The organism is Rummeliibacillus pycnus, assembly GCF_044359855.1.
Lineage (GTDB): Bacteria > Bacillota > Bacilli > Bacillales_A > Planococcaceae > Rummeliibacillus > Rummeliibacillus pycnus_A.
On record NZ_CP132291.1, the window covers coordinates 257,496 to 279,550 of the forward strand.

20 protein-coding genes are annotated in these 22,055 nt (G+C 32.3%); 15 read left to right on the plus strand and 5 right to left on the minus strand.

What is annotated here, in order from left to right; translation table 11 throughout:
- The first annotated feature begins 27 nt into the window (after positions 1-27).
- The 5 genes from Q8X41_RS01205 to Q8X41_RS01225 all read left to right on the plus strand — a co-directional run bounded on the left by Q8X41_RS01205 (position 28) and on the right by Q8X41_RS01225 (position 4,418).
- On the plus strand, positions 28-411 hold the full coding sequence (locus Q8X41_RS01205) for a GntR family transcriptional regulator (protein WP_397538446.1): 384 nt from the start codon (positions 28-30) through the stop codon (positions 409-411).
- Positions 404-1,249, plus strand: coding sequence for an ABC transporter ATP-binding protein (locus Q8X41_RS01210; protein WP_397538447.1), 846 nt, complete (start codon positions 404-406; stop codon positions 1,247-1,249). The genes Q8X41_RS01205 and Q8X41_RS01210 overlap by 8 nt, the downstream gene beginning before the upstream one ends.
- Positions 1,246-1,866, plus strand: a complete 621-nt coding sequence (locus Q8X41_RS01215; protein ID WP_397538448.1) for an ABC-2 transporter permease — start codon at positions 1,246-1,248, stop codon at positions 1,864-1,866. The genes Q8X41_RS01210 and Q8X41_RS01215 overlap by 4 nt, the downstream gene beginning before the upstream one ends.
- 260 nt (positions 1,867-2,126) lie before the next feature.
- A complete protein-coding gene (locus tag Q8X41_RS01220; protein WP_397538449.1) occupies positions 2,127-3,140 on the plus strand; it encodes a C45 family autoproteolytic acyltransferase/hydolase in 1,014 nt (337 codons plus the stop codon).
- A 114-nt stretch (positions 3,141-3,254) separates the two neighbouring features.
- Entirely contained in the window at positions 3,255-4,418 is a 1,164-nt protein-coding gene (locus Q8X41_RS01225) for an iron-containing alcohol dehydrogenase (RefSeq protein ID WP_397538450.1), read from the plus strand.
- Positions 4,419-4,703: 285 nt separating this feature from the next.
- On the opposite strand, the gene Q8X41_RS01230 is transcribed toward Q8X41_RS01225, so the two are convergent.
- The gene (locus tag Q8X41_RS01230) at positions 4,704-5,204 is read right to left on the minus strand and encodes a CarD family transcriptional regulator (RefSeq protein WP_397538451.1); all 501 of its coding nucleotides are present in this window, start codon (positions 5,202-5,204) and stop codon (positions 4,704-4,706) included.
- Between the two features lie 144 nt (positions 5,205-5,348).
- On the opposite strand from Q8X41_RS01230, the gene Q8X41_RS01235 reads away from it, so the two are divergent.
- Positions 5,349-5,783 (plus strand): MarR family winged helix-turn-helix transcriptional regulator, encoded by a 435-nt coding sequence (locus Q8X41_RS01235; RefSeq protein ID WP_397538452.1) that lies wholly within the window; start codon positions 5,349-5,351, stop codon positions 5,781-5,783.
- Between the two features lie 273 nt (positions 5,784-6,056).
- Here Q8X41_RS01235 and cbpA read toward each other — a convergent pair whose 3' ends face one another.
- Positions 6,057-6,710, minus strand: coding sequence for a cyclic di-AMP binding protein CbpA (gene cbpA, locus Q8X41_RS01240; RefSeq protein WP_397538453.1), 654 nt, complete (start codon positions 6,708-6,710; stop codon positions 6,057-6,059).
- A gap of 300 nt (positions 6,711-7,010) precedes the next feature.
- On the opposite strand from cbpA, the gene Q8X41_RS01245 reads away from it, so the two are divergent.
- Both Q8X41_RS01245 and Q8X41_RS01250 read left to right on the plus strand, forming a co-directional pair.
- Positions 7,011-7,853 (plus strand): VanW family protein, encoded by an 843-nt coding sequence (locus tag Q8X41_RS01245; RefSeq protein ID WP_397538454.1) that lies wholly within the window; start codon positions 7,011-7,013, stop codon positions 7,851-7,853.
- Positions 7,854-7,993: 140 nt separating this feature from the next.
- The gene (locus Q8X41_RS01250; RefSeq protein ID WP_397538455.1) at positions 7,994-8,974 is read left to right on the plus strand and encodes an NAD(P)H-dependent flavin oxidoreductase; all 981 of its coding nucleotides are present in this window, start codon (positions 7,994-7,996) and stop codon (positions 8,972-8,974) included.
- Positions 8,975-9,749: 775 nt separating this feature from the next.
- Here the strand turns inward: Q8X41_RS01250 and Q8X41_RS01255 are convergent.
- Both Q8X41_RS01255 and Q8X41_RS01260 read right to left on the minus strand, forming a co-directional pair.
- Positions 9,750-10,439: a DNA alkylation repair protein gene (locus Q8X41_RS01255; RefSeq protein ID WP_397538456.1), complete on the minus strand. Its 690-nt coding sequence runs from the start codon at positions 10,437-10,439 to the stop codon at positions 9,750-9,752.
- A gap of 356 nt (positions 10,440-10,795) precedes the next feature.
- On the minus strand, positions 10,796-11,449 hold the full coding sequence (locus tag Q8X41_RS01260; RefSeq protein ID WP_397538457.1) for a VOC family protein: 654 nt from the start codon (positions 11,447-11,449) through the stop codon (positions 10,796-10,798).
- Between the two features lie 843 nt (positions 11,450-12,292).
- Here Q8X41_RS01260 and Q8X41_RS01265 point away from each other — a divergent pair.
- Positions 12,293-12,922 (plus strand): M15 family metallopeptidase, encoded by a 630-nt coding sequence (locus Q8X41_RS01265; RefSeq protein ID WP_397538458.1) that lies wholly within the window; start codon positions 12,293-12,295, stop codon positions 12,920-12,922.
- A gap of 98 nt (positions 12,923-13,020) precedes the next feature.
- Here the strand turns inward: Q8X41_RS01265 and Q8X41_RS01270 are convergent, their stop codons facing one another.
- On the minus strand, positions 13,021-13,968 hold the full coding sequence (locus tag Q8X41_RS01270) for an LCP family protein (RefSeq protein ID WP_397538459.1): 948 nt from the start codon (positions 13,966-13,968) through the stop codon (positions 13,021-13,023).
- Positions 13,969-14,267: 299 nt separating this feature from the next.
- Here Q8X41_RS01270 and Q8X41_RS01275 point away from each other — a divergent pair, with 299 nt between their 5' ends.
- From Q8X41_RS01275 to Q8X41_RS01300, 6 genes are all read left to right on the plus strand, one after another.
- Complete coding sequence (locus tag Q8X41_RS01275; protein WP_397538460.1) at positions 14,268-15,536, plus strand: glycosyltransferase family 4 protein; 1,269 nt, start codon at positions 14,268-14,270, stop codon at positions 15,534-15,536.
- Positions 15,533-16,807, plus strand: coding sequence for a glycosyltransferase (locus Q8X41_RS01280; protein ID WP_397538461.1), 1,275 nt, complete (start codon positions 15,533-15,535; stop codon positions 16,805-16,807). Before Q8X41_RS01275 ends, Q8X41_RS01280 begins: the two co-directional genes overlap by 4 nt.
- Before the next feature lie 32 nt (positions 16,808-16,839).
- On the plus strand, positions 16,840-17,097 hold the full coding sequence (locus Q8X41_RS01285) for a hypothetical protein (RefSeq protein WP_397538462.1): 258 nt from the start codon (positions 16,840-16,842) through the stop codon (positions 17,095-17,097).
- Positions 17,084-19,792, plus strand: a complete 2,709-nt coding sequence (locus tag Q8X41_RS01290; protein ID WP_397538463.1) for a glycosyltransferase — start codon at positions 17,084-17,086, stop codon at positions 19,790-19,792. The genes Q8X41_RS01285 and Q8X41_RS01290 overlap by 14 nt, the downstream gene beginning before the upstream one ends.
- A gap of 172 nt (positions 19,793-19,964) precedes the next feature.
- A complete protein-coding gene (locus Q8X41_RS01295; RefSeq protein ID WP_397540173.1) occupies positions 19,965-21,242 on the plus strand; it encodes a nucleotide sugar dehydrogenase in 1,278 nt (425 codons plus the stop codon).
- Positions 21,239-22,042: an ABC transporter permease gene (locus Q8X41_RS01300; protein WP_397538464.1), complete on the plus strand. Its 804-nt coding sequence runs from the start codon at positions 21,239-21,241 to the stop codon at positions 22,040-22,042. The genes Q8X41_RS01295 and Q8X41_RS01300 overlap by 4 nt, the downstream gene beginning before the upstream one ends.
- The last annotated feature ends 13 nt before the right edge of the window (positions 22,043-22,055 follow it).

Below are 22,055 nucleotides of genomic sequence, written 5' to 3' on the forward strand. Positions count from 1 at the left end.
ACAGTTATATGAAGGAAGGTAGCAAGTGTGAAAATCATTATTTCAAATGCGAGCAATAAGCCAATTTACGAACAAATTACAGAGCAGCTAAAGGCAATGATTGTGAACGGAGATTTGAAAGCCGGAGAAGCATTGCCTTCCATAAGAAAACTTGCAATGGAGTTAAGAATTAGCGTGATGACAACAAAAAGAGCATATGCCGAACTGGAGAATGCAGGTTTTATTGAAACTGTTCCAGGTAAGGGGAGTTTTGTGTCATCAAGTAATCGTGAGTTTTTACGAGAAGAATATTTGCGGAAAATCGAAGAGCATATTTCAAAAGCAGTAGAGATGGCGGTATATGCGGATGTATCCAAAAAAGAATTTTTAGAAATCGTAAATTTGTTGATGGAGGATGATCCAAATGAATAGCATCGAAATTAGAGACTTAACAAAAAGAGTTGGGAATTTTGCGTTAAAAGATATTAATTTGACTTTACCTGAAGGTGTTGTAATGGGGTTTGTCGGAGAAAATGGGGCAGGAAAAACAACGACGATTAAGTGTATTCTTGATATATTGCATCAAAATAAAGGTACCATTAAAATTTTTGGTGAATCCATGTCACGTGAAGAAGTACATATAAAAGAAGAAATTGGAGTTGTATTTGATCAACTTTATATCCCTGACATGCTGAAAATCACTGAAATTGAAAAGATTTGGAAAGGTTTATATAAAAATTGGGATACAGATTATTTTTATCGACTATTAGATAAATTGAAAGTTCCTAGAAACAAAACAATCAAAAAATTATCACGTGGTATGGAAATGAAATTATCAATTGCACTTGCCTTGGCACACCATCCAAAATTACTTATTTTAGATGAGCCAACTAGTGGACTTGATCCAATTATTCGAGATGATATTCTTACACTATTTTTAGATTTCATGCAAGACGAAACTCATAGTATTTTATTCTCTACTCATATTACAAGTGATTTAGAAAAAATAGCAGATTATATCACGTTTATTCACGATGGCAGAATTCAATTTAGCGAAGAAAAAGAATGGTTACTGGAAAAGTATTCGATTTTTAAAGGCTCTGAAGAAGAGTTTATGGAATTACCAGAGAATGCAGTCATAGGAACTCGAAAATACGCCTATGGAATGGAAGCGTTAGTGTTAACAGAAAAAGTAAATCCAGCTTTTTTCTTAGAAAAACCTAAAATAGAAGAAATCATGATGTTTATGATGAAGGGGGAACAATCATGAAAACTTTACTTTTAAAAGATTTTTATATGTTGAAAACGCATTTTATTATTTTATTTGGAATGTCATTGATAGCAATTGTACTAAGCTTTGTAACATCCTTTGGTGCAGGACTTGCTTTTCCAATAGTTTTTGTTGCGGTCATGGTTCTAGGAAATTTAATGACACTTGATCAGCAATTTAAATGGGAAAGAGTGGTATGTACATTACCTATAGAAACTGAAAAACTGATTTTGAGCAAATATTTTCTAGCATCAATAGTTGCAATTTTTCCAGCAACCGTTGCAGTTGCTGTCTTGTGGTTCAGTGTTCATGATACGCCTAATTTTATACTTCCATTATGGGCTCTTATAGTTGCCAGTATTTTATTTATAGCGGCCATCACATTACCAGCATCTATTCGTTTTGGTCAGGAAAAAGGGAGATTAGTTATGGTTCTGGTATTTCTCATTCCATGGTTGCTATGCATTAAATTTGTTGATACACCCATGGTAAGGGATTTTTTAAATAATCCAGGTGATTTATTATGGTTATCTTATTTGTACTTGGGATTTGTTATTTTGTTAATTATCATTTCTTATTATATTTCTGTGAAGATATATAAGAAACAGGATTGGTAATTTGGACAATCAAAGTACACTTGAATTTTGTAATTGTTATGAAACAACCATTTATCTCTTTACTATTTTAATGTCAAAATACAATATGATTCAAATCGACGAGTCTGATGGAATTACTAGGCTCGTTTTGTTATGTAAAATTATTTGATACTTAACATACATTAGATTACAAATATAACTTTACTAATATATTCCAAATAATTTATGATTTAACTATTAAGTACTCTCTAAAATTAAAAATGACAGGATGGGGGATGTATATGTCAAATTTTGAAGTTCAAGTGCTTCAGATTCGAGATAGCTCATATAATATTGGATTTAAAACTGGAAAAGTTATTCAAGGTAAACCGATTATTAAAGCTTTAGAGATGATAACGAAACCTGAGATTGATTATGAAAATATGAAATCAATTTATACTTCATTTGCTCCTAATTTACTTGATGAGATGCAAGGTTTGTCTGATGGTTTAGAAATTTCTTTAAACAAAGCAGTCACTTTATTTAGTGGATATGATGTTCCAAAAACAGAAGCAATGGGGTGTTCTGCTGTAATAACAAAAGATTATTATGTACGCAATTATGATTTTGGTCCGGCTTTATATGATGGCTGCTTTAGTTTAGTTCAACCAAATCAAGTTTTTTCTTCAGCAGGTTATAATCTACAAGCTATCGGAAGACATGAAGGGGTGAACGAAAAAGGATTAGTGATTGGACTGCATTTTGTGAGTCATCATGATTATTCAGTTGGATTATCAGCATGGACTTCAATTAGAATGGTTCTTGATACTTGTACCACGACAGATGATGCCATTCAAATGTTGAAGGAAATCCCACATTCGGCTTGTTACAACTTTTCAATGGCTGATCGAAATGGAGATATAGCGGTTGTTGAAGCTACTCCAAGTAAAGTGGTAATAAGAAGGGACCCGGAATTATTGTCATGTGTAAACCATTTTCAAGAGGAAGACCTAAAACAGAAAAATAGAACAGTTATCGATAATTCACTCAAAAGAAATAATATTTTGCAAAGCTTTCGAGATGGTAATTTAACACAAAGTGAAATGTTTAACAATTTTGCAAATAGTGAATCACCATTATTTTTCACTAATTATGATGATTTATTTGGAACACTCCATACGTTTTCATATTCGTTCAAAGATGAAAGGATTTTAACTTCCATTGCTGAAAGTGAGCAAATATTAGATATAAATTTTCTTGAGTGGGTAAAAGGGAAAGATATAAAACCATGTATTCTATCCGGTATCATTAAATAAATTGAGTTCAAAAAAATGTTGCTAATATTGGACGAATTATTCTTCTTATGCAGATTATTTTTTTTATAAGCTTTTAAACTATATAATAGGAATACGAATAGGAGGTTTTACAACTTGGAAAATTTCACCTTTTGGAATCCGACGAAACTTATTTTTGGGAAAGGACAACTAGAAGCTTTAAAAACAGAACTACCAAAATACGGGAAAAGAGTATTGCTTGTATATGGTGGCGGTAGCATAAAACGTAATGGATTATATGAGCAAGTTACAAACTTATTAGCAGAAATAGGTGCAGAGGTTTTTGAATTATCAGGGGTTGAACCAAATCCTCGTCTTTCAACAGCAGAAAGAGGAATTGGAATTTGTAAAGCAGAAAACATTGATTTTCTTTTAGCTGTTGGTGGGGGCAGTGTGATTGATTGTACAAAACTCATTGCTGCTGGGGCTAAATATGATGGAGAAGCATGGGATTTGGTAGTGAAAAAAGCATATGCTACTGAAGCATTACCATTCGGAACTGTTTTAACAATTGCAGCAACTGGATCTGAAATGAATTCAGGATCAGTTATTACAAATTGGGAAACACAAGAAAAACATGGCTGGGGTAGTAGCGTAACATTCCCACAATTTTCAATTTTAGATCCAGTTAATACCTTTTCACTTCCTAAAAACCAAACAATTTATGGAATTGTAGATATGATGTCACACGTATTCGAACATTACTTCCATCTTGAAGAAAACACCCCTTACCAAGATCGTATGTGTGAATCATTACTAATTACAGTTATGGAGACCGCACCAAAACTTCTTAATGATCTTGAAAATTATGAATATCGCTCTATCATTTTATATAGTGGAACAATGGCGTTAAATGGAATATTAAATATGGGGTATGCCGGTGATTGGGCGACACATAATCTTGAGCATGCTGTTTCTGCAGTTTATGATATTCCACATGGCGGCGGATTAGCTATTTTGTTCCCACATTGGATGGAACATAATCTAAAAGTAAAACCGTCTCGTTTTAAACAATTAGCCGTACGTGTGTTTAATGTCGATCCACAAGGCAAGAGTGATGAAGAAGTGGGATTTGAAGGAATTAACAAACTTCGCGAATTTTGGAATATCATCGAAGCACCATCTCGTTTAGCTGATTATGATATTGATGACAGCAAATTAGAACTGATGGCTGATAAAGCGATGGTAAATGGAGAATTTGGTAAATTTGCAAAGCTTAACAAGCAAGATGTATTAGATATTTATCAAGCTTCTTTATAATCTAAGAAATATAGAAATTCATTTGTGCCGTTGAGAGCCTTATTTCTCAACGGCATTTTATGTATTTCTATATTACTTTCCTATCAGGATTTAGAGAAATTGATGTCTAAACAAAATTATAAAAGTTGACGAGTCTGTTTCGTATATTGGCTCGTTTTTTATATTGGATAGATTATTTCATTGTTAATTCATCGAGAACAGTTATAAATTCAAATGACAATACTGCTCACCAAAACTATAGGTGAGCTTCATTGAAATTAAATATTGAGATGTATTAAATGAATTTTATAAGTGAAGATTCAATTCTTTAAGTGCTAAAGCTTCAACAGTTGCTGGGGTGGTTTGTAACGCAACTGCCATTTCTGCAAATAGTGTATGTTGCATAAATTCTAGGAACTTATTGTCTTGATTGGAAAGTTTTCTTTCTGAATTAGCATATTCAGATTTTTTTCGTAAAAGTGTAATCAAAACACTAACGATATCATTACGATTGCCGTTATGGATCGTATTTTCAATCATTCGTACTCGGTTTGAGGCGTTATCAATCCAATCAACACCTTTACAAGAAAATTGTTTAATCAATGCTTCCGATTCTTGTGAGTTAACTAAAGGTGTGAAAGCTTTTTCTGCACTATCAACTGGAATTCGAATAATTAATCCTTCTTTGTCAATCGGATGAAGAACGTAGTATAGTTTTGTATGATTATTAAATGTACTTTCACTTACCTCATCAATTTGACAAATTCCATGTGTAGAATAAATAATCAAATCACCATTATTATACATTGTAACGACCCCTTTAGTGTATATTGTCAACTAAGTTGACAATATTAAGTATAGTCTTTATAGTGAGCTAATGTCAACTTAGTTGACGTTAAAGAAAAGCTATTATAAAGTGTATTCATTAGAAATGATAGGAGTGAACACACCTTGTGTAGTCAATTAGAAGAACTTGGTGTACTAGATTTATTAAGTAAACGACACATGAACTTAAGAAAGAAAGTTGAACGAATGTGGAATGCTGCACATGAAATTAAGATTTCCAATTCTGAATGGTATGTCATTTCGTATACATACAAGCAACAGCCAACAATTGCTACAATCACGAAAAAGGTAGATATTACACGCCAAGCGACTCACAAATTAATTAAAGGATTAGAGCAAAAAGGCGTATTGGAAATTCATAATGCTTTGCATAATAAAAAAGATAAGTGTGTAACTTTAACAAGCTACGGCGCTTCCATATATAAAGAATATACAAAAATAAAAAACGAGCTAGAATCAGATATTAGCCACCATATCGGTAAAGAACAATTACAGCTCCTTAAAGCGATTATAAGTAGTGACTGGGGAATAGAAGACTAAAAATGAACTAATGCATTTGTTTTAGCTGGTGCTTTAGGTTGCCCTGATGGGGTGATGAAGAAAATTTAAAACGGATGAAAATTATAATTCAACGTATATTTAAATCAATGGATTACTTTAAGTCTAATAAAAAGACTGTTAGTTCTCTTACTAAGAATTAACAGTTTTTTTCTAAAGTGGAAAACTGAAGAACCAGAAAAAGTCAAATCTAAAGTAAGATTTGACTAATGAAAAGAGAATTTTATAAATTATCTTTGAGGAAGGATAGTGGTATTATTTATTGGTTTCGAATTCTTCTTCATTAAATACTTCAACATCTACAATGCGAACACCAACTTTATGAAGAATCGCTTCAATTTCTTTCACAGTTTGCTTATTTGCTCCTTTATCAAGCGTAATGATGATTCTTCTTAAATACCAGTCATCGTCATCAATTGAGAATACAGAGTGAACTGGCCATATTTTTCGGATAAGTGAAAGTGATTTGGCAAGAATCCCTTCAGCAACAGGGACTGCAATCGTTAGAGCACAGCTTCCAGTCCTATACCCCCAAGCTTCTTCTAACAATTCAAATACTTTAGAATGCGTTAGGATACCACAAAAATTACCGTGTTCATCTGTAACAGCAAGATAAGGAAGCCATTTAATCTTTAAGAAAACTTTATAAAATGAACTATTTATATCGATTACGCCATCTTTATCCATTGCGAGTTCTGAGATAACGATATCTTGTTCTCCATGTTTTTTCTGATATTCAAGAATATCAATTTTGTAGGCATTTCCTAAAAATTTTTCTTTATTTTTATCTAAAATGGGGATACATCTATATCCTGACCCGTAGAGTTTTTCTAAAACAGATGAGGCAAGATCTGTCTCAGTACAAAACACAACGTTACTTTTTTTTACATATCTCTGCTTGACGATCATGTAAATCCCTCCTAGAGAATTCAAAACAAAATCATACAGGCTAGAGTATGTATCGAATGATGAAAGTATTCGGAAATAGAAGGTATTTTGAAGTAAATATTTTTTCAAATTCATATTTAAAGAACCGGATAAACGATTTAAGGACAAAAAAATAAGTATTCTTCCCCTGAATGTCGAAATAAGTATATACCTATTTGTTGTATTAAATGGAATAAATTATATAATCTAAAGGAGATATATTTTCAAGAATTATTTTTATAACCTGATTTTGGTAAAAGGTATTAACTCATATTATGGAGGATGAATATGCAACCACTAAAACCAATTAAAAGAAGTCATACTCGGATATATCTTGGTACTAAATACTATCGTTTTAAAAGGTATCTAGAGTGGAGCTTTGGTGAGAAAAAGTATGCAACAAACAAGTTAAACACTAAACTACTAGAAAATGTGGTTTTTACTCATCAAACCGTACTTTTACGTGAATTAAAAGACGTAGATATGTGGCTACAGCATAATAAAATAAAAAATCTTAAAATTGCAACAAATAAAATTAGCCATATCATTATTCGTCCTGGTGAAACGTTCTCTTATTGGCGAATACTCGGTAATACAACTAAAAGAAAAGGTTATGTAGAAGGCATGATTTTACACTATGGGAAAGTAAAAACAGGTGCTGGAGGTGGCCTCTGTCAACTGTCGAATTTAATCTACTGGATGACATTGCATACCCCTTTAACAGTTACGGAAAGATATCGTCATAGCTACGATGTGTTTCCAGATTCGAAACGAACACAACCTTTTGGGAGTGGAGCAACATGTGCATATAATTATCTTGACTTACAAATAAAAAATGAAACCAATTATACTTATCAATTAGTGGTGTATTTAACAGATACGCATCTTGTTGGTGAATGGCGAGCTGATGTTCCTGCCATTTACTCATATGAAATATATGAGAAAGAACACATGATTACTCTTGAAACATGGGGAAAATATATTAGACATAATAAAATACATCGTAAAATATATAACAAAGCCCTCGAACAAATCGACGATGAATTTATAACAGAAAACCATGCCATTATGATGTATGAACCATTTTTGGAAGATTCAACTCTGAAAGATAAAAAGATGAAATAAAATGAAGTATGAACAATATAGATTTATAAGAAAGTATACTATCGCTCTCTTTATAATGTAATATTATTGCGTTTACTGTACAAAAATTTCTATTTTAAGTAAAATTATTATAGATTTAACTTTCGGAAGGATGGGATGGAATGGTGAAGAAAAATGTGAAAGAACAGTTGATGGCACTAGAATTACCAGTAATTGCTGCACCAATGTTTTTAGTATCCGGTATCGAGCTTGTCGTGGAAGGTTGTAAATCAGGGGTGGTTACGACTTTTCCGTTGTTAAATGCTAGAACATCAGAAGCATTAGAAGAATGGATGCTGGAGATTACGACCCAATTAGCAGAAGCTGAAAAAATAAATCAAAGTGTAGCACCATGGGGAGTCAATCTTGTCGTGCATAAGTCAAATGATCGCTATGATGCAGATGTTGAATTAATCAAAAAATATCAGCCGCCGATTGTCATCACATCATTAGGAAAACCAACAGATATTGCGAAAATTGTACATCAATATGGAGGACTAGTATTCTCTGATGTGATAAGTGTTAAACATGCGAAAAGAGCAATAGAAGCGGATATTGACGGACTTGTTCTTGTATGTAATGGGGCAGGGGGGCATGGTGGTACGTTGCATCCTATGGCTTTCGTACATGAAGTGAAGCAATTCTTTGATGGATTAATTATCTTATCAGGGGCAATTTCACATGGACAAGACATATTGGCTGCCCAAGTAATAGGTGCAGATTTAGCGTATATGGGTACTCGCTTTATCGCGACAGAAGAATCAATGGCAAGCAATGCTTACAAGAATATGTTGTTAGAAGCTGAAGCTGGAGATATTGTTTATACGGATAAACTGAGTGGAGTGAATGCTAATTTTATTCTGCAAAGTGTCCTAAAAGCTGGACTAGATCCTAGTGAACTTCAAAAGCCTGAAAAACTTGAAATTGTTCATAAGGCAGATGATGAAGCAAAAGCATGGAAGAACATATGGAGTGCAGGCCACGGAGTTGGTGGCATTCATGAAGTATTACCGGTAGCAGAGTTAGTTAAAAAGTTGAGTGCTGAATACGAAGAGAGTATTAATAAAGTTATTGAAAAAAAACAAAAGAAAATTAGATTGTAAATAGATATAGTAAAGCAAAGTAGCTTTTGTTCAAGTGAATATAAAGCTACTTTTTTTTGGGGCTTTAAATAATTGATATGTTTCTGATATGAAGGATTTTTGAAATATTTGTCGAATGATCTGGTTAATTATCTCAAGAAAATAAGTGATGGAGGAATTAAATCAAATTTTTTACTTGTTTTACTGGATAGACTGAGTCACTTGTTTTAAGTAAACTTGATTTGCGAAGTTTATATAATCAGTTTTTGATATTTGATAAAAAAATTGAACATTGTTATATGTCCTGACTATAGACAGTTGTCAATGAAGCGGAAGATTGAGACTCCAGGGAAAGTGATGAAGGTACTGGAAAAGTAAAAATAGATGTAAATTTATGATGGAAATCTAGTATAGATATCTTCGTTGAAGTGGAATTAGCGGAGACTCCTGTGGGAAAACGAGCTAGACGAGACCCCGGAGCGAGATTTTCTCTGCGACGAAGCTAGCGAAGCGATGCAGGAGCACAAGCGAGGAGGCTCGTCAGTTCGCCCACGGAAAGCGGAGCTAATTCCACTTCATTAAGTAGATTATATATCCTATAAATATCTGTATAACTTCACTTTTTCAGTGACTTCAAAGCAAGAAAGGTGAGACCCCGCAGTAAGCAAAAAATCTTTTGTCATACAAAAGATTTTCCTGCTAAGCTATATAATTAAACATAGGAACACAAAAAAGGACTTCAAGGAAAAGTGAAGTCCTTTTGATTGTGACCAAATAATTAGTCTCATAAATAGTTCTACTTACGTTTCATTTCTCGAATCTTATCCTTTGTTGGATGATCAATACGATTTGATTCAATAATTTTTTGCAGGGCTTTATTGTAAGTGAATGTATCCTGCGAACTTGTTATTAAATAGGCTCCTGTTATTTCAGGAAATTTAATATAGCAAATGGAAATCGCCCATGCAACAGCCATTTGGGTATAGAACTTTCCATTTTGCATGGAATCAAGTAAGTCCAGTGTTTGTTGTATATATGTTTCATCCACAAAATAATTAAGTAGCATGACGGCTGCAAAACGAGCCTTATATTCTTCATTTGATACTGCATAAGGTTGGATAAACCGCCACATTTCTTGTTGATGTTTTTTAGTACTTTTAAGTCCAGTACAAAAGCTATCGCAAACAGACCAGTTATCAATTTTCGGTATGAAATCTTCTATATATGTTAATTGCTCCTCAAAATCCATTTTTGCATAACCAATGACCATTCCTCGAAGCATTTTTTCTTCATAATATTGATCTCGAGTGTTTGATAAATAAGAATGTGTGTCTTCTTTTGCCACTTCTTTCGCTATTTTACGAATAGCTGGAATCCGCACACCGATCATCGAATCTTTATCAACTGTTGGAATCAGCCTAGCATTAAAATCTCTGTAGGGCAGATCTCGCTCCTCAAATAAACGTTCTTGAATAAAAGTCTTCATATAAGTTCTCCTTTTCATACAATGCTTTGTTTTAGTCTAAATGAAAATATAAAAGCGAACAAATTCAAATCACAGTTAAGACCTTAATTTCTAGCAATATTATAAGTCTCGATAGTCTATATACGGAAATAATTTATAGCAACTAAGACAATTAAAAATTGATTCAATGATTAAATCAAAATTGCCCTATATTCAACTTGTATTTCATGTTTCAAAATACAATATATCAGTAGAAGCTACTTTTGTAGTAATCGGTGGAAAACTGCAGATGAGCAATCTTATAAGTAAAAACAAAAAGCAGACCTTTAAAGTCTGCTTTTTTTCGTGAAAAAATGGTGGAATCTCCAACAATTTCATTAAAAGTTATCAATAATTCCTTTATTTGTCTGAATAATTATAGGAGCCTGAATAGCATTTTTAGTTGAAAATAGCCATCTTCTTCCGATCGGTCCTAAAAGTATAAAAGCACCATCTTCGAATTCACCGATAAAATTAAGGCTCATTTTCTTTAATTCTTTTCCATCACGAATAGGAATTCCGATTTTATCCAGTTTCCCTGCAGTTTCTCGAACATTTGCAGTAGTTAAACTTATTTCACTTATGGATAAAATATGATCTATTGAGAATTCTTTATCATCAGATATTGGTGATGTAGTTCTTCTTGCTATAAATTCAACAATATTCCCTGCAGGATCTTCAAAATAACAAGCATTCGCCTGAGTTTTCCCATCAAAATCAATTTCATCCATATCGTCTTCTTTTAGTAGCGTTAAACGTGTAGAAAGCCAGTTCTTAGCTTCTGCAAATAAATTAGCATAGATATTGAAGGCGAAGTGGTAATAGTACGCATTATCTTCGTGGTCTTTAATTAATTCAAGTATACTTTCACCAATTTGAAAAGCTGCACAATTAGTATTAAATGTTATCATTTTAAATTGAAGTATATCTTGATAAAAGTTTACTGTCTGTTCAAAGTTAGAAATCTGTAGTGAAACCTTTACAATCTTCATCTTAATCCCTCCAGTAACAATCCTTTGAAATAATTATAATAATTAGAAGGATAAAATTGCGTCATACACAAGTATGAATTGATCTACAACTTTAGATGGAAGAAAGGATTATTTAAGTGAAGCTTTCATAATGTAAAATTCATTTGAAATATACGAACATTTAATGATATCCAAGTTTGTTTATTGTAACTCTTTCGACGGCAAGTCCTCAAAAATGCATTCGCATTTCCTTCGTGCGATATACATTCATAGTCCTACAGGAAAAGCTTGAGCTGAAAGCCCCGAAGGAACGAAGTGAAGGCACTGAAAAAGTAATAATAGATAAAAATTTATAATCAAAATCTGGTAAAGCTATATTTGTTGAAGTGGAATTAGCGTAGACTCCTGTGGGAAAACGAGCTAGACGAGACCCCGGAGCGAGATTTTCTCTGCGACGAAGCTAGCGAAGCGATGCAGGAGCACAAGCGAGGAGGCTCGTCAGTTCGCCCACGGAAAGCGGAGCTAATTCCACTCCATTCAATAGCAGCTATATACTATAAATATTTGTATTAATACACTTTTTCAGGGGGCTCAAAGAGAGGAGGCTCAAAGCTCGCCATCGGAAATCGAAGCTAATTCCACATTGTGCAGAAAGCAGATTAATACTATTAATTTTTGTATTTAAAAACCGAAAATGGATTTAAAAAAATTGATTCATGAAATTAAAATTATTTAGCGTATGAAAGTTATAGTCTCTGGAAATTACTTTAATTGAGATGCTAGAGCAGATTCATAAAAAGAACGAAGAAAACAGGATAATTCATACTATGATGGATTAACTTTTTAAGGAGCACACTTTTAATAATGAAAAGTATCAATAATTATTTATTAATTACATGGATTATCATAATCGTATTTATTATAGTAGTGATTCTAAGTATAACTTTAATTCCTAAACCCCACGAAGAAGGGAAAGAGTATATCTATTTAGGGAAAGATGCACCAATCCCAACGGCACTAGATCCAATTGTGGATGAAATGAAAAATAAGTTAATTAATGACGCAGCAAATCAAAAAATAGATGTAATTATCACAGAAGGAATCCGATCTTTTGCAAAACAGGACGAATTGTATCAACAAGGGAGAACTACTAGAGGTAAAATTGTTACAAATACAAGAGCAGGCGAGTCCTTTCATAATTATGGATTAGCATTTGATTATGCATTATTAGATAAGAATGGCGAAATCATTTGGGATACGAATTATGATGGCAATGGAAATGGGAAATCAGATTGGTTCGAAGTTGCTGATATAGGAAAAAAACTTGGGTTTAACTGGGGGGGCGATTGGATTGGATTTAAAGATTACCCTCATCTACAAATGACGTTCGGGTTAAGTATTGATATGCTAAAAAGTGGATATCGCTTAAATGATGAAGAGATTAGGAAAAATATGAAACAATATTTAAGTCTTAAATCTTATGAAAATTATTGAAGTATAATCAACTCCAATAATTCACTTGTAACAGAAAAAGCTGTCTATGAGCAAAATACTATCTGTTAATAGACAGCTCCATTTCTTTAACTAAGATACTAAGGTAACTCTAAATGGTTACGCAATTCCTTGGAAATTCCCATCAATTCTTTTTCATCCATCTTGTAATACCAAATCCCATTAATAATTTCACCGCCACCTTTTTCAAACCGTAATTGATCAATATTTGAAATAGAATCTTGATAATTTTGTAGAAGCTTCATCATTTCGGAAAATGTTAAGTTTGTTTGCACATTTTTTCCTAATGAATTAAAAATATCCTTATAGTTTAATAGACTATCCACTGACACTGCCTCTTTAATAATTCCTGAAATCAATTGTCTTTGTCGTTCTTGACGACCAAAGTCCCCCTCAGGATCATCATGTCGATTACGAATAAAGGCAAGAGCAGCTTTGCCATCTAATTTATTTGTTCCTACTTTGAATTGATAACCATTTTGCTCAAATGCTCGGCTGCTGTTTACTGTAATTCCTCCGACAGCATCAATCATATCTGAAAAACCATCCATATTAATTTCTGCAACATAATCAATTGGAATATTTAATAAGTGTTCTACTGAATCCATTGACATTTTAATACCCCCAAAAGCATAAGCATGGTTCAATTTATCATTTGTATTATGCCCTACAATTTCGGTATATGTATCACGTGGAATACTGAGCATTTTTGTATCCTTAGAATTAGGGTTTATTGTTAAAACAATAATGGTATCGGATCGACCATTCTCACCTTCACGACTATCAACCCCTAATAATAATATGGAAAATGGGTCTCTCTTTTCAAAATTAACTTGTTTCGCACGCTGTTTCGATTGATCACGATTAATGTTAACATGCGTTTCCTTCAAATTTGCCGAAAAGCTATTATACATACTGTAGGTCATCCCGCTTATTCCAAGTACTAACACCATAACAATGCCTACAATCCATTTCCAAAAGCTTCTTTTTTTCTTTTCGTGTATTCTTTTTTTTCGTTCACCAGCCATCTCGAGCCTCCGTATGCAATTTGTAAAAACATTTGTTGAAATCATCAGAAATAGCACCATATGCGATTAATTCATAAATAATATGGGCTTCTTTTAAAATAGACCACTTTTTGAAAAAATAAAGAGTTTATTAATAAAATTAATAATAATTTACAAATAGTTAATAAAAATGGATCAGTACCTTAACAAAATATGTAAATAACTATGCTACAATGAACGCGTAACGAAGATGCTGGAAAGTAAATATCCAAAATAATTCGAATCTTCAAGACTATAGCTACTTTAGGAGGTTGCTCTCATTGTCTAGTTCCAAAATATTAATCATCACCCAAAATTTTTATCCTGAAATAGGTAGTCATGCAAATCGAATGAATAACATTTTCCAGCTAATACAGAAAGAAGGATATGATGTATCCGTACTGACAACTGAGCCTACATATCCAAACAAACAACTTTATAAAGAAAAAAAATTTTGGAATGACAAAACACTCGATGATGCAAGTAAGGTCCATCGAATTAAAGTGAAAAATAGGAAATACGCTTTAAATATGCTAAATAGGTTGATTCACTATCTCGAAATATCGATTAAAATGTTACTTTTTGTACTATTTAGTAAACAAAAATATGATGTTGTTCTTGTTACAACACCAGCTATCTTCATTGCATTTGTTGGAGTTGTTGCAAAATTGAGGTATAGGTCGAGGTTTATTTTAGATGTCAGAGATCTATGGCCAGAATCATTGAAAGGAGTAGGGGTATTTAATCAAAAAGTAATTATCAACCTCTTCTCGCTATTTGAAATTTATTTATATAAGAAAGCAAATCATATCATTATAAATAGCATTGGATTTAGAGATTATATTGTTAATAAGGCAAAGATAAATTCAAACAAAATCACTTATATTCCGAATGCAGGCAGACAATATGAATTACAACAAACCTATAGATATCATAGAAATTTTAGAGTTATTTACACGGGAAATATTGGGCTTGCTCAGGATGTCGAATTCTTAAAAAGCTTAGTTCGAAAATTAGATAAAAACCATATTTTAATAACGATTGTCGGTTATGGTCAAAAGAAAAGCGAGTTACAAAGGTTTATTAAGGATAACAAATTGAACAATGTTTCATTTGTAAATCCTACTACAAGAGCTGAGTGTTTAAAATTAAATTCCGAACATGATGCTGGAGTTCTTTCTTTAAATAACAATGATGTTTTCGATACAGTGCTACCTGGAAAATTAATAGATTATATGATATCTGGTTTACCAGTTGTAGCAGCTGTATCAGGGTACTCTAAAGAGATCATTCAAAAATATCAATCAGGGTTTTTTTCTGAAAAACGTGATGCATATGAAATTGTGAAATATATTTTATTATTAAAATATAGCCCTGAATTAAGAGAAAAAACAGCAAATAATGCGATTAATTTAATTAAGGATCAATTCATATGGGAAAAGAATATCAAAAAATTAATATCCTTGCTTAAAGAAGAGAATCAAGTCGCTGAACCCGAAACGGAAAAGGTACCATTACTAAACCAAATAGATAAGGACATCAGACTATGAGAAAAAAAGTATGTATGTTTGTTTGGAACCACTTTACAAATGATGCGAGAGTACTTCGAGAATGCACGGCTTTATCAGAAAAAGGATATAAAGTAGACCTTATCTGTATACATGATCCAAGTGATAAAAATATGAAGTATGTTGAAGAAAGGAATGACAATTTCAATGTGTATAGAGTTAGGAGATATCCTTTCGTATTTACAACACTTCAATATTGCATGAAGAATAAATTAGCTGGTGGAGTAGCGTTAGTTCTTTGGTTATTTTTGGCATACTATTTCCCTTTAGTTTTCCTACCACTAACCCTATTAGGGGTACTTATATTAAAGACTAAATTAAAAACAGCTATATTAAGAGGCAGCGTCATTATGCGAATGATCTTAAAAGGCAGAATGAAAAAATACGATATTTATCATTCAAATGATTTAAATACATTACCTCAAGGTTATATATGTGCAAAATGGCGATTAATAAAGAAACCATTAATTTACGATTCTCATGAAGTACAAACTAGCCGAACAGGTTATGATAGCTCAATTTATAGCAAGATGGAGCAATTCTTTATTAGAAGAATGGATTCGATGATAGTCGAAAATCATACTAGAGCTAAATACAATGAAGTTCTATATGGATTTTATCCAAATGTCGTGCATAATTACCCATTTATCCAAAAGAAAATTGAGAATAACCAAGTGGATCTTCATGAAATCCTTCAATTGCCCGAAGATGAAAAAATTCTTCTTTACCAAGGAGGAATTCAAGCAGGGAGAGGATTAGATAAATTGATAAAAGCTATTCCAAAATTCAAGGAGGGAACTCTTGTTCTAATTGGAGATGGTCGCATTAAACCTGATCTAATTAAAATGGTAAACGAAATGAATCTTCAAGAAAAAGTGAAATTTTTGCCGAAAGTACCACTAAGTGAATTACCGAAATATACACGAAATGCTTATTTAGGATTTCAAGTATTAAATAACACGAACTATAATCATTACTCAGCTTCATCCAATAAATTATTTGAGTACATGATGGCAGGTGTTCCAGTCGTCGCTTGTGATTTTCCCGAAATTAAAAGAGTTGTAGAAGGAGAAGAAACGGGGATCTGTATTGATTCGCATAAGCCTGATGAAATTGCAGCAGCTGTTAACAAACTATTGGATAATAATGCATTACGCAACCGATTAAGCGAAAACAGTTTAAAAGCTAGTGAATTATTCAATTGGGAAAAAGAAAGGGAATTATTTATCAATGTATATGCGAAAGTATCTTAAAACCATCTAATTTACTACTAGGAGTGCTCATTTTGGAGTTAAAAACAGAAGTTTTATCGAAAGAATTGGAATCTCTAAAAGAATCTTTAATTAACGAAAAAAAATCTAAAGTAATGTTTCAGGAAGAACTTTTAAGAATGTACACCCAAGAAGAGAATCTATTAGCTTCTCATCAAAAATTACAATCACAATATCATGCGATCAGTAATTCGAAACTTGGAAAGCTGACTTATGTATATTGGAGATTCTTAAAAAGAATTAAGCGAGGCAAAAGAAATGCAAATAACTAACATTGATGAGCAGCTTAAAGAAATCCAATCAAGACGACAAAATCTTGAAAATGAGATCAAAAAAGAAAAATATCAAATTGATTACTTAAAAGAAAATGGAGAGTTACCTTCAACAATCCCTGAAGAATCATTACTTCTTTATGAGATTAAAACAGCACCAACAAATATGACGAAGGAAGAATATTTAAGCTATCGAGAAGAATTAGCTGATTTACATTATTTTGACCACATTAAACCACTACTAGATTATATTCCTGATAGTAATGGAAGTCGGTATTTCCAAAAGAATACGATTCGAGTGGGAATCATTGCAGATGAATTTTTATATCAATCCTATAAGGATGTCGCAAACTTTATTCCCATTACAATTCAAAATTATCAAGAGTTCAAGGATCAATTAGATTTCTTATTCGTTGTAAGTGCTTGGAAAGGCTTGGATGGAAGTTGGGTTGGATTAGCGAACCCTACATCTTCAAAACGAAAAGAATTATACAAAATGATAAATTTCTACAAAAAGAATCATGTAAAAACAGTATTTTACTCTAAAGAAGATCCTGTTAATTATGATAAATTTATTGGAATTGCAAAGAAATGTGATTATGTTTTTACAACAGCGAAAGAAAAAATTGAAAGCTATAAAAAGGCATGTAATCATGATAAAGTTTTTGTTTTAGAATTTGGAATTAATCCACTATATCATAATCCAATTGGAATAAATAATAACAAAAAAAGCAATGGTGTTTTCTTTGCAGGGTCTTGGTTAAATAAGTATCCCGAAAGACAAAAAGAAACAATAGAGATTTTCGAGGGTGTGATCAGCGCCAATCGAAATTTAAAAATAATCGATCGAAATTTCCATTTAGATAAAGTAAATTATTTCTTCCCACAAGAGTACTTAGAATATGTTTCGCCTTCTATTGAACATGAGTATCTTCAAAAAGTTCATAAACTTTATGACTGGGCAATTAATTTAAACTCAGTGAAATTCAGTGAAACCATGTTTGCCAACAGAATTTATGAGCTACAAGCAATCGGGAACATCATCATTTCGAATTATAGTGTAGGGGTGAATGATAAGTTTCCAAACGTCTTTATAGTGAATAATCGCAAAGAAGTCCAAGATATTTTGAACGGATTTACAGATGAAGAAGTTTATAAGCATCAAGTAGTAGGAATACGAAATGCGATGTCATCACATACAACATTCCAAAGATTTAATAACTTATTAGAGAAAATTGAAATGGACTCACATCTTACTGCTAAAAAAGTACTAGTTGTGGCTGATAAATTAACTAAAAATGTTATTAGAGATTTTGAAAATCAATCATATCTAGAAAAGTATTTAATTTCTGAGCAAGAATTCAATGATCAATTAAAATCACAATATGATATCGTTGCTTTCTTCAACTCAAACTATCATTATCTAGAATTCTATTTAGAAGATATGATTAATGGATTTAAGTATACAGATTCTGATTATATTGCTAAAAATAGCTTCTATAATGGCAGCAAACTAATCGAAGGATTAGAACACATTTATATCAATGAAATTCAGGATAAATATAAAACAGTTTTTTGGGCAAATACTTTCCATGCTGATGAATTGCTTGAAATGCCTACAAATTACAAGAAGAAATATGGCTATAGCATAGATCATTTTGAATTAAATACTTCTAGAGTTCATGAACTTGAGGTACCAGATATTGAATATGAATTATCTGTAATTGTCCCTGTTTATAATAACGGAAAATACTTGTTAAACAAGTGTTTTAATAGCCTAAAAAGAAGTAGCATTTTTGAGAAAATGCAAATAATTATGGTGGATGATGGTTCTTCAAACAAAGAAACCTTGAACACGATTAATAGAATTTCAAGAGAGCATTCAAATGTAATTACCTATTTCTTTCCAGAGGGTGGAAGCGGTAGTGCTTCAAGAGCAAGGAACATGGGAGTAGACCTAGCGAACTGTGAATATGTAACATATTTAGATCCAGACAATGAGGCAGTTAATGATGGTTATGCACAGTTACTAAATTTATTAAAAAGTGATCATGAATTAGATATTGCAATAGGTAACATGATTAAATTTGATAATACCAAAATTAGCTATTTTAAATATTATCAAACAGTAACTGAAGCTATTCAAAGTAGGATTATTAATAATCCGAAACAATTACTAATTAGTACTGATTTGAGAACGCAAAGTATTCAGGCTTTAGTTGTGAAAAGAAAAATCATTACAGAGCATCAATTGAAAATGGTTGAAAATGCAGGTGGTCAAGATACGTTATTTTTCCAAGAATTACTTTTACATTCAACAAAGGGTGCGGTTCTTGACCTGGATATACACATTTATTATGCAGCTGTATCAGGTTCAGTTACGAATACTGTGACAAAAAAATTCTTTGAAAAATATTACACATTAGAGAAAGAGAGACTGCCATTTTTGATAAGCAATGATTTGCTCACTTTGTATATGGAAAAGCGATTTACCTTCTATTTCAGAAATTGGTATCTGATAAGAATTAAACGAATAAATGATGTAGATCAAAAAGAGGCTATCGATACTCTTTACAAAATTTATTCCTTATACAAAGAATTTGTTGTGGAACAATCAGTAGAAATTGATAAATTTGAAGCTTTTTATAAAAGAGGAAAATACAAAAAAATTGCCAAGTACTTCTCTAAAATTTGATAATTGAAAATTCAGACATCAAATTGAAGGGGGGTGACGTATAACTATTCGTACTGGATTCAAAATTTAATTTTTACTCATTTTCTCATACAGTTTCAAGGTTAACTTGAATCAATATATTGATCGAAAACCTTATTAAAATGACTAATTTGTATATTGGAGGAAAATAATGATGAAATTATGTACGATCGGCTTAGGATATATTGGATTACCAACATCAATCATGTTTGCAAAACACAATGTGAATGTTGTAGGCGTTGATGTTAAGAAAGAAGTAGTAGATTCATTGAATCGCGGGAAAATTCATTTAGAAGAGCCAGGATTACAAGATGCTCTCGAAGAAGTAATTTCAATGGGAACTTTTAGAGCTGAATTTGCACCTGAAAAGGCGGATACGTTCATTATTTCCGTACCAACCCCTAATTATCATGATCAATACAAATCTTGTGATTTAACTTATGTGCTAAGTGCAGTAAAATCAGTATTACCATATATTGAGAGTGGGAATGCAATTATTGTTGAATCGACAATAGCACCACGTAGTATGGATGATTTTGTAAGACCCTTAGTGGAAGAGGCTGGCTTTATAGTTGGAAAGGACGTTTTTCTAGTTCATTGCCCTGAAAGAGTTTTACCAGGACAAATTATGCAAGAGTTAGTATTCAACAATCGTATTGTTGGAGGAATTACAGCGGCTTGTACGGAAGCTGGCGTTAATGTATATAGTACATTTGTTCAGGGTGAAATTATTCGAACAGATGCAAAGACAGCAGAAATGTCTAAACTTATGGAAAATACATTTAGAGATGTTAATATTGCACTTGCAAATGAACTCGCGAAAGTATGTAATGAGTTAGAAATTAATAGCCTTGATGTTATTAAAATGGCTAACAAACATCCAAGAGTTAACTTACATACACCAGGTCCTGGAGTAGGGGGACATTGTTTAGCAGTCGATCCATATTTTATCGTCGCAAAAGCTCCTGAAACAGCACAATTAATCAATTTATCTCGTACGATTAATACATCCATGCCACATTTCGTGGTAGATAATGTTAATAAATTGATGGAAAATGCAAATGGAAAAGTCGTAACTGTTTTTGGGCTAACGTATAAAGGAAATGTAGATGATATCCGTGAAAGTCCAGCTTTAGAAATTTTTGAAATGCTAAAATCCCAAGGTAATTATGAAGTTCGTGCATATGATCCACATGTTCAATTGAATTGGGTTATGCAAGACCTTGCGCAAGCTGTTAATGACTCAGATTTAATTGTCGTACTTACAGATCATGATGAATTTAAGGGATTTGGCGAAAGTGATTTTATGAAGATGTCGAATAAAAGAATTTTTGATACAAAGAATATTGTGCAAAAACTATCACATGATGTTGAATATATGAATTATGGAAATCTCTTTAAATATACGAAAAAGGAAGCTACCCTTGTATGAACTTCGCTGGGCAAGTTTTGAAAGAGCAATTTCTTCATTTAAATTTGATACTCCGTTTAAGTTTATATGAAGAGAAAGGGAAATATACAATGCACTATTTGGGTGCATTATGGCAAATATTAAACCCATTCATTCAAATAGGTGTTTATTGGCTGATTTTCGGGCTTGGGATTAGAAAAGGGTCGCCAGTTGATGGAACCCCATTTTTCCTTTGGCTAATCATTGGACTTGTTCCATGGTTATATATAAGTCGAACAATTACGCAAGCTTCAAATAGTGTTTTTGCAAAAGTAAATTTAGTATCTAAAATGCATTTTCCAGTTAGCGTTTTACCAACAATTAAAATCGTGGGAAATTCAATATCATTAATTCCCATGATTATTATTACAATTGGAATTGCATTATCATTCGGTATCTTCTCAGGTGCTTATTTACTTCAGCTAATCTATTATCTAATTTGTTTATATTTCTTTCTTTTTGCAACAACATTACTTTTATCGACACTCACGACAATCATTCGAGATGTGCAAATGATGGTGCAATCGATTGTACGTCTGTTAATGTTTTTCTTACCAATTGTATGGAACGTTCATAATTTTCCCGATTTCTTTGTCAATATATTAAAGCTAAATCCATTATTTTATATTATTGAAGGCTTTAGATTTTCTATTTTGGGCGGACAATGGTTTTTTGAGGACCTACCATATACAATTTATTTCTGGAGTTTAAGTATTTTAATATTAACAGTTGGCTCCTTTTTACACATCAAATTCCGTAACAAATTTGTTGACTACCTATAATCGGAGGAAGATG

Coding starts and splice junctions, on each gene's coding strand:
- Q8X41_RS01250 (WP_397538455.1), top strand. CDS start 7,994: ATGGTGAAGAAAAATGTGAAAGAACAGTTGATGGCACTAGAATTACCA.
- Q8X41_RS01295 (WP_397540173.1), top strand. CDS start 19,965: ATGAAATTATGTACGATCGGCTTAGGATATATTGGATTACCAACATCA.
- Q8X41_RS01215 (WP_397538448.1), top strand. CDS start 1,246: ATGAAAACTTTACTTTTAAAAGATTTTTATATGTTGAAAACGCATTTT.
- Q8X41_RS01260 (WP_397538457.1), bottom strand. CDS start 11,449: ATGAAGATTGTAAAGGTTTCACTACAGATTTCTAACTTTGAACAGACA.
- Q8X41_RS01280 (WP_397538461.1), top strand. CDS start 15,533: ATGAGAAAAAAAGTATGTATGTTTGTTTGGAACCACTTTACAAATGAT.
- Q8X41_RS01245 (WP_397538454.1), top strand. CDS start 7,011: ATGAATATGCAACCACTAAAACCAATTAAAAGAAGTCATACTCGGATA.
- Q8X41_RS01255 (WP_397538456.1), bottom strand. CDS start 10,439: ATGAAGACTTTTATTCAAGAACGTTTATTTGAGGAGCGAGATCTGCCC.
- Q8X41_RS01270 (WP_397538459.1), bottom strand. CDS start 13,968: ATGGCTGGTGAACGAAAAAAAAGAATACACGAAAAGAAAAAAAGAAGC.
- Q8X41_RS01290 (WP_397538463.1), top strand. CDS start 17,084: ATGCAAATAACTAACATTGATGAGCAGCTTAAAGAAATCCAATCAAGA.
- Q8X41_RS01230 (WP_397538451.1), bottom strand. CDS start 5,204: ATGTATAATAATGGTGATTTGATTATTTATTCTACACATGGAATTTGT.
- Q8X41_RS01210 (WP_397538447.1), top strand. CDS start 404: ATGAATAGCATCGAAATTAGAGACTTAACAAAAAGAGTTGGGAATTTT.
- Q8X41_RS01220 (WP_397538449.1), top strand. CDS start 2,127: ATGTCAAATTTTGAAGTTCAAGTGCTTCAGATTCGAGATAGCTCATAT.
- Q8X41_RS01265 (WP_397538458.1), top strand. CDS start 12,293: ATGAAAAGTATCAATAATTATTTATTAATTACATGGATTATCATAATC.
- Q8X41_RS01300 (WP_397538464.1), top strand. CDS start 21,239: ATGAACTTCGCTGGGCAAGTTTTGAAAGAGCAATTTCTTCATTTAAAT.
- cbpA (WP_397538453.1), bottom strand. CDS start 6,710: ATGATCGTCAAGCAGAGATATGTAAAAAAAAGTAACGTTGTGTTTTGT.